Raw genomic sequence first — 14,256 nt, forward strand, 5'->3', positions numbered from 1 at the left:
TGCTACAACTTCCAGGTTGCTTTGGTTTGTTTTTACAACTGAACCTTAGAACTGGTATTGCGCGCTCAGAGCAAAGGACTGGCCGGGCTTTTGCTCGAAAACGATCACGTCCGCACGTTCGATTTCAATCGCTTCGTCCAGCAGATTCTGCATCTTGGCTTTGATCGTGATCTCCTCCGTGGGGTACCAGGAGTACGTCAGGTCCAGTGAGTGAAATGGCTGCTCGTACGCATCAGGGGCACCGTTGCGGCCCGCCAGGTACAGACGATCGCCAAACATGTTGTAACCAAGGGTAGCGCTGTGGCCGCCATCTGGTGAGTCGAAGCCAAGCAGCATGTTCACAACATATTCAGACGCCCCTGTCATTTCGCGAACCAGGCTCGTCGGTGCATCTGCCTCAGTACCGGCAACCAGCTCAGTTTCCTGAACGGTCAGGTTGCCCTGCAGGAAGAAACTGTCCATGAAATCACCCATGAAACCGAGGCTTTTCAGGCCTTCAATCTCAATACCGGTGATTTCACCAGATTCTGCATTGACAATTTCACGAGCAATGTTGGTATCACTGGAGGCGAATTCGAAAAACTCGATCGGATCCACGATATCTTTGTAGAACGCGGAAATCGTCAGGTTGTCGCCATTATCGAAGTACCATTCACCTCGAAGGTCGATATTGGTAATCTCTGACGGACGCGCATTCGGGTTGCCCTGAATCTGCTCATCCGTAATCGGGTCGATGTAGATCGCGTCGGTGATTTCACGCAGATCGGGACGTACTGCAGTTTGACTGGCGCCAAAGCGCAACTGGAAAGTATCAGCCCAGAACGCACCCATGTAAGTCAGAGAGACCGATGGGTATACCGCGTCTTCAGCAAACGTCGCTTCCTGCAGCTCTTCCGGGTCATTGGTGATCTGCGGATCATCCAGGGAATAGCCGTAGGGGTTCCAGTCCAAAGCTACCTGGTTGTATTCCTCCCAGCGTGCGCCTGCAGACAAGCGCCAGGTTTCATTCCAGGTCCAGTCCGCTTTACCAAACGCGGCATCGGTTAAGGTGCCAGCAATGTAGCTCTGGTTGTTGGTGCCGGCGCGATCGAAAACAAAGTTGTTGTCGGGGTCGTTGATGTTTTCGTCGCCGAACACTTCGTCCAGGCTGCCACCAAGTGCATTCGAATCGCCACCGAGAGAGCCGAGGCGGAATTCAGTCTGCTTGTAGCTCCGACCTTTTTCCGTTCGAGCGTAACCGCCGCTCAGTTCCAGCGTTGAGGTAGAGAACTCAAGCGGAAGAGTGGTGCTCCAACCGTAGTTGATGACCTGATCTTCAAGCTCGGTAAAGCGGAACCCAGCACTGTTTACGCCAGTGCTCACCGAGGAAGAGACTGCTTCACCAACAGAGTTAGTCTGGGTGTCCGCATTGATATTAACTTCGTTCGGGATATCCGTTTCTGCGGTGGAATCAGAATAGAACCAGTCAACCGCCAGCTCTTCCGGAGCCCAGTTCAACAGGCCACCCGGCACCAGGGCCTTGGTGGCTGGGCCTACCAGGTGATGCCCCTTAACCTGGTTAACCACCATGTCGCGCTCTTCGTACTTCAGAGTGTACTCACGGAAACCACGGCCGTCGGAAACTTGCCGGTTTTCGTTAAAGAAATCGCGTACTGAGGTATCGTCATCGGTATTGCGCAAATACAGGCTAGTCAGCGTGACTTCCTGCTCATCTGCGAACCGGATACCAACATTCAGGTTACCGGTAATGTCTACTGAATAGGTAGAAGTCTGCTCGGTATCTGTACGCTCATCAGGGAAACCGTAGCTGCGCTTGAGAGTTTCCTCTTCGCGCCATTGGTTCTTGTAAGAACCACCGGCAAGGAAACCCACTTCCCAATCATCATTGAGGTAAAAGCGGTTGCCGACGCTGGCTTTTACATCCATATCCGGGCTGCTGGAATCTTCCTCGATCGCGATATCGCGATTCAGGTTCATTGCAAGTTGACGGTTGATATCCTGGGCCGCGGCAATCGCATCGGAAGCAGAGGCATATTCGTTGCCTTCCTGCTCCAGCACGTTGCGGATGTCCTGAACACCAAGACGACCTTTGAAGCGCGTCAAGGCCTGTTGCAATTCTGCCGGTAGCGCACGCGTGCCATCGTCAGTGCCGAAGTTGTCGTCGTCACCACCGCTGTAGGTCAGCACGTCACCATCGGTCTCAGAATTCATCCCGCTTCCGAGTTCGAGGGAGAAGGTTAATCCATCCGGAATACCCTTGGTGCGAATATCGACGTTACCGCCGCCGAAAGTCGCAGCCTGATCCGCGGAGTAAGACTTTTGAACCGCCAAAGAATCCACTACGGAAGTGGGAAAAATATCCAGCGGGATCACGCTACGGGTCAGATCGGGTGAAGGTACTGTCGCGCCATTCAGAGTGGTGCTGGAGTAACGTTCACCGAGACCGCGTACGTATACAAATTTATCGTTGACCAGCGTCAGACCCGACACCCTGCGCAGCGCTGCAGCAACGGTTGAGTCCCCTACCCGGCCAATCATTTCGGAACCGAGGATATCGGTTACCACTTCTTCTTCCAGGCGCTCACTGACCAGCAATTCTGCCGAGTCTCTCAGGCGGCCCTGAACCATGACTTCTTCAATCTGTGGTTGCGGTACAACAACCGCATCCGTTTCTTCTTGTGCAAATGCATTAGGAGCAATGAATGAGGCCGTGGCGATAGCCAATACCAGCGGCGCTCGTTGAAAAATTTCGTTCTTTACCATTTCCCAGGCCTCTTATCGTTCCTGTATTTATCTACGGGTCAGACATTTGCTGCCTGACGTCGCCGGCTTGGATCGTTCAGTCCAGCCGGCCCAGAATCAAAGAGGGCGCCGTCTCCAGTCAGTGAAGGCGGCGCCCTTCATGGTCGGGGTTATCACCCCAACCAGTTCCAGCTCTTACTGCTCAAACCACAGAGCCTGAGCGCGGCTGCCTTCGTGCAGGCCGTACGTCCAGCCAACAGTCCAGTCAGAGCCGCCGGCACTCAGAGCACCGAAGTAGGCACGAGCAGTAGCATCGTCCGAGTCGTCGGTTGCGCCAACTACCGGGCTGATACCAACAGCTGCGTCATTTACCATCATGCTCGCAGTGTCGATGGAGAACACAGACAACGGACCCTCAAGAATTTGCAGGCCAGTGTCCGCGGAGGCGGTCGGGTTTAGAGCGGCATCGCCGGCAACGGTGGCAAACACGTTGTTGTTGGCAACGGCCCACGCTTCCAGCTCGTCTGTACCGATCGGGCCACCTTTGGTCTTGTCAGCACAAGCAAAGATGTTGCCGTCGATTTTCGCTTCACCGCTCTCAAGCGCTGCGATGGTCTCGTCACTCTCTACACGCAGGCAGTAGTTGCTACCTTCAACACCGTTTTCGTCAGCAGCGAACGAGCCGACTACGATGGAGTTGGTAATCATCGGGAAGATGCCTTCACGGAAGCGCCAGCCAGCACCCGGATCGTGAGTACCTTCAGACTGCGCAGAAACGATACAGGTCAGGCCGTCGATTTTCGGGCGGCTATTAATGCCCGCAGCGATCAGCGCGGAGTAGTCGTTGTCGCCATCGTAAGAACCGATGCCGTCAGACTCGATACAGTGGTTACCATCGGTTTCACTCTGGATAACCAGGGCGTTGGTGATGGAGCCAGCCCAGCCTTCGTCGATGTCAATAGAGTCATCGCGAACGTACATGGCCAGGTAATTTTCGAAACTTACCGCACCACCGAACATTTCGATGCCGTCATCGTAAGTTGAGTAAACCTGCAAATTTTTAACGATAGTGCCGGAACCAACACTACTGAAAGTAATACCGTTCAGCTCGTCACCGTTGGCAACTTCTGCACCGGTGTGCTTAACACGAACGTATTCCATGTGGCCGGAATTGTCGCCGTTGTTGTCACCACCGTAGTTTGACTGGTCTTTACCGGCAGCACCTTCGGCCAGCACGTGACACTCAGAAGTCGCCAGTTCTGCGTCGTAGGCACACTTGTTGGTGATACCGAAGCCGTTAATGACCATGCCGCCCCACTGCTGCACGTCTTCAGGGCCGACAGTGCCTTCTACGTCAGAAAGGGAGGTGAAAGTGATAGGGTCCTGAGCTGTACCAACCGCATTCAGCTGAGAGCCGCGGTTGATAACCATAAATTTGGTGCTGTTAGGGAAAGCAACAGTTGCACCCGCTTGAACAGTCAGTTTTGCGCCGTCACCGCCTTCAGCGATATTGGCAGCGGCCATGGTGGCGTCGTCGTCATAGTTATTGCCGACGAACAGGCTGCCTTCAAAAATATGAGCGCCATCGCTATCCAGTGCCGGGATTACCAGGTCAACGGTAAGCGGGTTACCGGAGTCTACGAATGCGGCGCTGTAGGTACAGTTGGTACCATCGAATTCACCTTGCTTGACAGAACCGGCTTTCTCATAGGAAGCACAAGGGTTGTTGTCATTGTTACCGCCGTCGCCGCCACCAGTAGAGTTATCTACAGAGTTGTCTTCATTAACCGGTGCAATGTTGATACCGCCGCTGTCACAGCCAGCCAGCAGACCAGTGATAGCAGCCGCGAGCAGCAGCTTCTTGGTTACAAGTTTCATGGATCCCCCTAACAAGGATGAAGTGAATTAATCCGTGAATTAAAAATTTTTATGGGCCAAAGCAATTTGGACGAGGGGGAGTGTAGGAACGGAGTGTTGCGGAAATGTTACGAATGAAAGACGCGAAGAAAAAAAACGGAGAATTAGTGCAAAAATATTTCAGTGTGACGATTTTGTTTCATGGATGCGTCTGAAATATGTCAGATATATTTCAGCAACATCCCGAAAGTCTAATTTTTGAGCGAAGTAGCGGCTGCGGAAACTAAAAACAGAAGAAATGTGGGATAGCGGGTGGTCAGTATTCGCCGAGTAAAAATTCTTCCCCATTGCTTTTCAGCCACATCTGGCACAGGCGCGCTGGAGGTTCTTGCGGGGGACGAGGTTCTGCCCAGTCGATCAACTGATAATAGACATCGCGGGACATACGGCCTTCGAGGCCATCGCGAACAACAATGTAGGGAACTGGCTGGGGAGGATCACCGAAGGGTTTGAGGTGCAGCGGGTGCGCCTTGTTGAGGGTAACTACATCGCCGGTATTGGTGGTGAACAGGATCTGCTCACCTTCGCGGGCCGCCTGAGTGATCAAAAATGGAACATCTTCGACGCGAATACGCCACTTCTCTACTGGTGTGACCAGGTAATAGTGGCGCCCTTCGCGCTTGAGGATACTGGCAAACAGGTCCACCAGCGGCTGGCGCTTAATCTCTGTGCCCTCGTGGATCCAGTGACCGTCGGCCTGAATCACAAGGTCCATATCCCCACACAGATCCGGATTCCACTTGGCCACCGGCGGGTGGCCGCGGAATTCGTCCTGCAGCTTCTCGAGCTGTTTGAACAGTGGCTCAGCCAAAGCTGCTACCCGGTGTTGAAGAGGGAGACTGAGGCTGCTGACTGACGGAAGAAGAACCAGCGGAGCGGCGCCCGGACATATCACCGATATGTACACCCACATCCATGATGAACTCCATCAGACCTTCGCGATCTTCGATGACATCCGAGAACGATTTGGAGTGGTAGAGCTCCACAGCGCCCTGCACCAGGGCCCAGTAGGTGGAGTAATAATAGTAGGCGGGCACCTTCTTCAGGACCCCCTGCTCCATCCGGCGCTCAAATACGCGGTTCAGCGCAGACGCGTTGGAGTTCCGCAGCGCGTGCAGCTCTGCAATCATTTCTGGCGCCAGGTTCAGGGCAATGATCTTTTCCTCAAGACGCTGGAACAGCCGATCACGCGCAGGATCCGCCATACGGCACTCGAAGTAGGCCCGCGCTGGTGCGGTAATGTCGCCCTGCTCTGCCGTAGCAACCGCACTCTTAAGGCGCTCTGTAAGGGACTTCTCATAGTCCATCAGCAAGCGCATATAGATCTCGGTTTTGGAGATGAAGTGCTTATAGATGGTGCCCTTACCGATATCCACTCGCTCGGCGATCTGTTCCACAGTGACCTTCTCTTCACCGTGCTCTAGCAACAGCTCCAGCGCCGCATCCAGGATACGCTGTTCCCGCGCGCGGAATCTCTGAACCTTCTCTTTTGCCTTATCCATACTTCCGACCTTAGCTGTCCGTGAATTTGGAGACTGAAATTGACTATTCATTCATGAATGATAGGCAATTCCCCCGAATTGGAAAAGGATTTCCCAAATTCAACAGGGGAGTTTGCGCCTATTTGATGGAAAAATAGCGCGCCAGTAGTACATTTTCCGCCTTTCGGCACAAAACGCCCCACCAGAACCCCTCCTAGCCCTCTTTCTCTCCCCCTTAAATTTAGCGCTTAAGCGTCAGGCTATCTGTTCTTTTTTTGTTCAGCCTGCGCCAGCGCTTTCCGTTTCAGCCAATCGATGAAGCTTTTTCCGCCATAAGTCGCAAAAACTGTGCACCAAAACTAAAAATACTTCGAGCTCAATGGTATGTTTTTGCATGCAACATAAATACAGGAGATGCGATGCCACTACCTAAGTGACGACCCATGTACCGCAGCTGGTCACTTTCACAGCTGCCGTGCTGAAACAACACCCAATATAAGAAAGAGAGAACATGAAAAATAATCAAAACTCGCTAACGGTCCACGGTCTATTGACCGGACTCGCAGCAACATTACTCGGAGCGGCAATGCAGGTACATGCCGCCCCATCCCCAGCGACGCCACTCACCAGCACCGCCCTGGATGCGACCATCCATGCGCCGGTGGAACCCCGATACAACCCTAATGAGCAGACTCAGCAAACCCCGCAAGTTGTCCCAATGCAACTTCAGGCGTTTTCCACCCTCGCTGTGGAACCGCTGAATACCTGCGACGCAGACGGCTATGCCCAAAACAACGGTCAGGCACTGGTGGACTATATCCTTCAGTCAGAAAGTAGCTGCATCAACGATCTGTACGACGGTAACGCCACGAGCTTTGCCAGTTTTAGCAACCAGAAGATGATTACAGTGGCCAATGCGGCTCAGCAAATGGCAGCGGACTACAACGCCGCCGATGGCAATGCCAGTATCAACAAGCTGTTCTACTTCCTGCGTACCGGTTATTACATCGAGTACTACTATCCAGAAAGCGTGAGCTTTTCTTCGAATGTGCAGTCTGCCGTAGTAGGCGCCCTGGATGCATTCGTGGCTAACCCGGATTTCTACTCTCTGTCCAGCAGCAATGGCAGCGCCACCATCGACGCCATCGTTCTGATCGACAGTGCCGAAGAAAACGCGCGTTACCTGCCTGTAGTCAAAGAATGGCTGCAGCGCTGGAATCCGCAGGCTGCGGCAATCACTAGCCTGCGCGCCTCCGTCAATGGCATTTTTACCGTGTTGTTCCGCGGCCACTATTCCACTGACTTCATCAACGCAGCCGGCAGTGATACCGCGTTGATGCAATCACTGGGTAGCTTCGCCCGAGCCGACTGGATGCTGGATTCCGATGCATTGTTTATGCAGGAAAACGCAGCCCGCGAACTCACCCGTTTCTTACAGCACACTACCAGCCCCGCCTATAATACTGTCGTAGCTGAAACCCAACAGGTGCTTGACCACTACAGCATGATGGGCACGGGACAATCGGTGTGGATTGCTGCCGCTGGAAACGCGGACTACTACGGCAATTGCGCGGATTTCGGTATCTGTGGATTTGAAGAAGACCTGCAGCAACAGATTCTGGCCAACCGCCATACCTGTAGCAGCAGCCTGGAAATCCTGGCCCAAGATATGAACACGGTGCAGTTTGCCGATTCCTGCGATCAGCTGGCAGACCAGGAAACCTATTTCCACGATCTGCTCGACACCAACTACAACCCGGTAGCGGATGATCTCAATACCGCACTGGAAGTGGTGGTGTTTGACGATTGGAGCGAGTACAGCACCTACGCCTCACTCTTTTATGGCATCGATACCAATAATGGTGGTATGTACCTGGAAGGCAGCCCCGCCGTCGAAGGCAACCAGGCACGCTTTATTGCCCACGAAGCTGACTGGCTGCGCCCGGACTTTGAAGTATGGAACCTTACCCACGAATATGTGCACTACCTGGATGGACGCTACAACCTCTACGGTGGTTTTGGCGATGCGCGAGTTGGTAGCCACAAAACGGTCTGGTGGATTGAAGGTCTGGCCGAGTACGTTTCCAAGAAGAACTACAACGATACTGCCGTGGATATTGGCCGTAGTGGCGAGTTCAACCTGAGTGAAATTTTCGCCAACACCTATAACAGTGGACAGGATCGTGTTTATCGCTGGGGCTACCTCGCCGTGCGCTTTATGTTCGAGAAGCACCACAGCGAAGTTGTTCAGATGCTCACTTACCTGCGCGCCGGCAACTATGACGGCTACCTGAGCTATCTCAACAATATCGGTACCACCTACGACGCCGAATGGCAGACCTGGTTACAACAGGTTGAAAGCTCTACCGAAGACGGTGGCGGTGATGACGGCGGTGACGATGGTGGTGATAACGGCGGCGATACGCCCACTGAAATTTCCAACAATCAGGAAATATCTGGTATCAGCGTATCTACTCAGGGTGAAGATGTTCTCTACTACATTGATGTTCCGGCCAATGCTGAGAATCTGAGCATTGCCATCAGTGGTGGTACCGGCGATGCCGATCTGTACCTGCGTCATGGTAGTGAATCCACGGACACGGAATACGATTGTCGACCCTACATCGGCGGGAACGTGGAAGTGTGTGATGTCGAAGCGCCCCAGGAAGGTCGCTGGCATATTCGCCTCAAGGCCTACCAGGCATTCTCGGGTGTCAGCCTGCTGGCAAGTTTTGAGCAAGCCAGTGCACCGAGTTGCAGCGGAACGCCAGTGGGCTACGGTAGCCTGGAGCTGAACACCAGCACCTGTATCACCGACGGTAATAGCATCAACTATTACTACACCTACATACCCGAGGCCACCAACTCCCTGACTGTGAAACTGTTTGGTGGCGAAGGAAACGCCGATCTCTATGTCAATGGTGCAACCTGGGCAACCGGCAGTGACTACGATCAGCGCTCCACCAACGGTGGTAATAACGAATCTGTCACCGTAACTGCGCCGAACAGTGGTTGGTACTACATCTCAGTATTGACCAGCGAAGGCTTTACCGGGGCCGGTATTGAACTTACTGCCAACTGATTATTGAAGGACTAACACCCCGGCCAATGCGGCCGGGGTCATTCCGGTTTTCCTCAGTTAAAAGTTCAACTTGCACTACCCGCGTCCCACCTCATTTGTTATTGTGCGCACAATAACAAAAAGGAGAGCCGCACATGCTGAACCGACCCCTTCGCCAACCCCTTCGCCAACCCCTTCGCCAACCCCTTCGCCAACCCCTTCAATTCATCGCATTCGCAGCAACCATACTGGCACTCGCCATCGGCTGTACAAAAAAACCAGCCGACACACTCCTCACCCAACTGAAGGCTGCGGAAAATGACCTGTGGTCTACAGGCCAACTACATCATCCCCAACAGTTTTTTTCTGCACTGACCGAACTGGATCGACTCACAATCGATGCGAACGCAGATTTTAACGATCTCGACGCCCTTCTCTACTATCTGCGCGCATACAGCTACTTTGGCCCATTGGAACCCATTGATGATCTGCAGTGGTTTGCGCTGGATAAAGTACTGACTCAATTGCGCCAACACCCGCTGTTCATTCAGCAAAATGACCAGAGCGCTCGCTTGCAGGAACACTTTGCGGTCACCCTCTACCGCTACTACAACCGGGCACCACTCGCAGCCCGGCTCACACCGCATCTCGATTCTGCATATGGCATTCTCAATCGGTACGCCCCCGCCACTGCAACGAGCGAACTCACTGAGCAGGCACGCTATACCCTCTGGGAAGCGTACCGGGCCGTCGGGTTCCTCGCCTACGAGGCGCGCAGCCAATCGCTCATTAAAGATGCCCTCTTCGCGAACACCCCATCCACTGATGTGCTGATTCGCACTGCCCAGGTAGCGCCAAGTAATGCAGATCCAGGGTTATGGCGCTTACAACACGCACTATGGGCGATCGGCAACCTTCGGGTACTCCACAATGAGGAAGGTAAATCCTCAGAGCTGGATGAGACGGTCTGGCGGTTACTGTCGAAAGACCTTCCCTTCCTGGCGGCGGAGGATCAGCGCAAACTCTATACGCGTCCCTACCTGGTCACTTCATTTCGCGGCAAAAGTGCCTGCAAAGAAGAATTCGCCGGCCGCTGCCACTACCCAACCGAAGAGACCGCGCTCCCCATCGAACACAGTTGCTCAGATGCCCTGCTGATCCGGGCCAACAGTATCAGTAAACCGGCGCTGACTGCCGCCTGTGAAACATTGCTCGCCCAGGAAGATGATTTCCATAAGAAATTGCAAAGTCAAAACAAACCAGTGGAGCAGGATCACAACGACCAGCTGGAAGTCGTCGTGTTCGATAATTACAGCCAGTACAACGAGTATGCGGCCCTGCTGTTTGACATCAATACCAACAATGGCGGCATGTTTCTTGAGGGGGACCCCGGAAAAGCCGGCAACCAGGCCCGTTTTATCGCCTTCGAAGCGTTCTGGATCAATCCCGATTTCAGCATCTGGAACCTGGAGCACGAATACGTACACTACCTGGATGGCCGCTTCAATAAGCAGGGTGGCTTTGGCCATTTCCCCAGCCATATGGTGTGGTGGTCTGAAGGTCTTGCGAATTACATTGCACAGGGTGACCACTACGACAGCGCAGTACGGGACCTGAAGAAAATTCGCCCCTCGGAATACCCCACGCTGAATCAGATTTTCGCAACCACCTACGACGATGGCACAGAAAGAGTGTACTCCTGGAGCTATCTGGCAATTAATTTTCTGTATCAACAGGATTCCGACAGTCTTGCCACTCTGGCCGCGCATTTGCGCAAAGACGACTTCCAGGGATACCGCGATCAACTCGACGAGTTTGCCAACCGCTGGCAAAACGACTTTGCCAGCTGGCTTGGCACCGTCGCCCCCGCGGAAAGCGATACGCCCAAAAATGAAAAGATCCCCCGTACACTTTACCGCTACCTGTACCGCGACTACCTGCAGCCAGCCGACTTGCCGCTGACGGCACAACACAACCATCACCTGTAGCGTCTACGGCAGCCTGCCTCAAATCCCCCCGGAGCCATGGTGCTGCCGGGGTACTCCCCCCTCAGCTCAGTTCTTACGCCAACTCTCAACCTCGCCAAAAAACACTATTGCGCACAAAGTAAATATTGCTTAAGCTTAAATTGCCATTGCGTACCAAATAACATAAGCGGTAACCATAAAAATAACCGGGAATATATGATGCAAACACACCAAAAGCTTCTGGCAATCGCCATTGCCGCCAGCGCGAGTCACAGCGGCCTGATCTACGCACAATCTGAAGAGTCCAATGTCGGTGATGCGAGCTTGGAAGAAGTCGTTGTAACCGGCTCCAGAATCCAGCGCTCCACCTTCGACACCCCCGCCCCCACCTCAGTGATTGACTCCGAATCGATCAAAATGAGTGGCGAGCTGAACCTGAACGAAGTGTTATCCACTATGCCGCAATTCGGCGAAGGCTTTGACGCAACTTCCGGTAGCTACTCCTTCGGCAACTCCGGTCTTAATGTGCTGAACCTGCGCAGCCTGGGTGTTGAGCGCACCCTGGCACTGGTGAATGGCAAACGTCCTGTACAGATCACCACCGATGCCAACACCATGGTGTCGGAAATTGGCATGATCCCCAGCGAGCTGGTACAGCGAATGGAAGTGCAAACCGGCGGTGCCTCGGCAGTTTACGGTGCAGACGCCGTAGCCGGCGTGGTCAACTTTATTCTGAAAGATGACTTCGAAGGCATTTCCATACGTAGCCAGATAGGTGATTCCGAAGCCGGCGGGGGCGCCAACAAAGCGGTCACACTCACACTGGGTGAAAACTTCGCCGATGGCCGCGGTAACTTTGCCGCATCCATCGACTACTTCAACGAAAAGCCGCTCTACTTTCGCGACCGGGAAAATTCCGCGGGTCGCATGCGCTTTATGACCAACCCGGATAACACCGGCCCGGATGACGGTATCCCGGACAGAATCGTTGCTGAAGGCGTCACCTACGCGGACTTCAATATCGTCGGTAATACCTTTGGTATCTGGACCGCCGCCGATGACACCAGCTGGTACCAGCTCGAAGGTGGCGGTGCCGAGCTGCGCACACCGAGTTCCGCCATTGCCGACAGCTGGATGACTATCGATGGATCCGGGTTCGATCCCAACGCGTACAACATGGCTCGCGGCCCCTATGAACGCGTCAACGCGTACTCCCGCGCGCATTACGACCTCACCGACAGCACCCGCATCAGCGGCGACGTGATGTACTCAAAGACGGAAGCCTATGACGAGATCGACCCGAACTTCATTTCCTCCAACTGGTACGAAGTGGTCGATGGACAGGTGAATGACATCGCGGTACCGGACAGCGTGCAACAGGTATTGAATGACCACGACAGCGCCTGGCTCGCCGTGCCCTATACCTTTGACGAAGCCGGCCCCCGCGCCCACACCAACGAGCGGGAATATCTTTCTGCCAGCCTCACCCTCGAAGGCGATCTGGATAACGGCTGGAAATGGGACAGCTACCTGACCGGCGGTTACACCGTAGCGGAGCTGGTAAGTAGCAACGCACTGCGGCTAGACCGTATTGACCGCGCCACTTTCAGTCTGATCGGCCCCTGTGTTGACGCTGGAAACTGCCCAGAGTTTTCTCCCTTTGAGCCAGCATCGCAAGACGTACTCGATTACATCATGGCGGAACACACCACCACCACCGACGTCAATCAGTATGCATTTTCCACCAACCTCAGCGGTGACCTCTTCCCCCTGCCCGCCGGCGACGTGATGTTCAGTGCCGGCGCTGAAGCTCGCTACGAAAGCCTTGATTACCAACCCTCAGGATTGTGGCGGTCCGGTCTGCTCACCTCCATGCAGACGCCCATTGACGAGAAAAGTCGCAACGTGCGGGAAGCCTACGGCGAGCTGTTGGTCCCCCTGCTGGCAGACCTTCCCGGGATACAGAGCCTTGAACTGGAAGCCGCATTGCGCGGTGCCGAATACTCCACCGAGACCGCCAACTTCAGCAGCTGGAAAACTGGCCTGAACTGGGCAATCAATGACAGCGTCCGGTTCCGTACGGTCTACTCCAAAGCCGTGCGAGCGCCTCAACTGGGTGAAATGTTCCTCGGAACCAGCATCGGTTACGCAAGCCTTACCGATCCCTGTGATTCCCTGGAAATTGAAGGCGGCCCGGATGATGGTCGCCGTAAAGCGAATTGTCAGGCACTGGGTATTGAAGAAGGTTGGGACTCCAATCTGAAAGGATTGCGTGGCAAAGTCATCGCTGAAGGTAACGACCAGCTCACCGAAGAGGAGGCCACCACGTTTACCGCTGGCATCGTGTTTACTCCGAGTTTTATCGAAGGACTGAACATCTCCGTCGACTATTTCGATATCGACATGAGCGACATGATCGTACGCTTTGGAGCCAACGCAAACTTGCGATACTGCGTGGATATGGAAAGTATTGACAACGATTTCTGTACGTTGGTTGAACGTGCAGGCAACGGCGATGTGCTTTCTGTACAAGACACTTTCGTAAACGCCGATGGTGCTCGCCGTCGTGGCCTGGATATTGAGGCAGATTACCAGTTCGGTCTTGGTGCGCTGGGCCTTCCGGGGGAGCTTCGGCTGAATCTGGTTGGAACACATCAGTTAGAGCACTCGTACACCGCACTGAACCTGATTACCGGGAAAGAAGAAACCACAGATTACGCAGGTGATTATGGAGCTCCGGACTGGAAGGCCAACCTCGGTACTACCTATAGCCTGAATGATTTGACGGTAATGTTGACCACTAGATACACCGCCGGCGGGCCCATCGAGCTGGATGGCAACCCGGAGCGCTTCTCTCGCCCGGAAACGCCAGATTCTCTCTACTACAACCTCTGGACGGGATACCGGTTTAACGATACGACCGAGGGCTATTTCGGGGTCAACAACCTCACCGATGAAAGCTGGACCGATCACCCCTATACCTCTTACGGGTCAGCGAACTACTCACTGCTGGGCCGCTATCTTTACGCGGGTGTCAGCTTGACCTTCTGATCCTTAAAAAAACATCGAGACAATTTGTTGTACCGTG

Annotated in this window: 7 protein-coding genes; 3 read left to right on the forward strand and 4 right to left on the reverse strand. The window is 53.9% G+C overall.

Annotated features, from left to right (window positions below):
• Window positions 1-45 precede the first annotated feature (45 nt).
• From Q1A74_RS04730 to Q1A74_RS04745, 4 genes are all read right to left on the reverse strand, one after another.
• Window positions 46-2,763 carry a TonB-dependent receptor gene (locus Q1A74_RS04730; protein ID WP_299592826.1) on the reverse strand — a complete coding sequence of 906 codons (2,718 nt, stop codon included), beginning with the start codon at window positions 2,761-2,763 and terminating at the stop codon, window positions 46-48.
• A 174-nt stretch (window positions 2,764-2,937) separates the two neighbouring features.
• On the reverse strand, window positions 2,938-4,620 hold the full coding sequence (locus Q1A74_RS04735; RefSeq protein ID WP_299592828.1) for a serine/threonine protein kinase: 1,683 nt from the start codon (window positions 4,618-4,620) through the stop codon (window positions 2,938-2,940).
• Window positions 4,621-4,915: 295 nt separating this feature from the next.
• A complete protein-coding gene (locus Q1A74_RS04740) occupies window positions 4,916-5,470 on the reverse strand; it encodes a DUF1285 domain-containing protein (RefSeq protein WP_299592830.1) in 555 nt (184 codons plus the stop codon).
• Entirely contained in the window at window positions 5,463-6,161 is a 699-nt protein-coding gene (locus tag Q1A74_RS04745; protein ID WP_299592832.1) for a TetR/AcrR family transcriptional regulator, read from the reverse strand. The genes Q1A74_RS04740 and Q1A74_RS04745 overlap by 8 nt, the downstream gene beginning before the upstream one ends.
• A 490-nt stretch (window positions 6,162-6,651) precedes the next feature.
• Here Q1A74_RS04745 and Q1A74_RS04750 point away from each other — a divergent pair, with 490 nt between their 5' ends.
• The 3 genes from Q1A74_RS04750 (at window position 6,652) to Q1A74_RS04760 (ending at window position 14,219) form a co-directional block, all read left to right on the forward strand.
• The gene (locus Q1A74_RS04750) at window positions 6,652-9,222 is read left to right on the forward strand and encodes a M9 family metallopeptidase (protein ID WP_299592834.1); all 2,571 of its coding nucleotides are present in this window, start codon (window positions 6,652-6,654) and stop codon (window positions 9,220-9,222) included.
• Window positions 9,223-9,356: 134 nt separating this feature from the next.
• Window positions 9,357-11,189, forward strand: a complete 1,833-nt coding sequence (locus Q1A74_RS04755) for a collagenase (protein WP_299592836.1) — start codon at window positions 9,357-9,359, stop codon at window positions 11,187-11,189.
• Window positions 11,190-11,387: 198 nt separating this feature from the next.
• Entirely contained in the window at window positions 11,388-14,219 is a 2,832-nt protein-coding gene (locus Q1A74_RS04760) for a TonB-dependent siderophore receptor (RefSeq protein WP_299592838.1), read from the forward strand.
• Window positions 14,220-14,256 lie beyond the last annotated feature (37 nt).

This window comes from uncultured Microbulbifer sp. (assembly GCF_947504145.1).
Taxonomy (GTDB): Bacteria; Pseudomonadota; Gammaproteobacteria; order Pseudomonadales; family Cellvibrionaceae; genus Microbulbifer.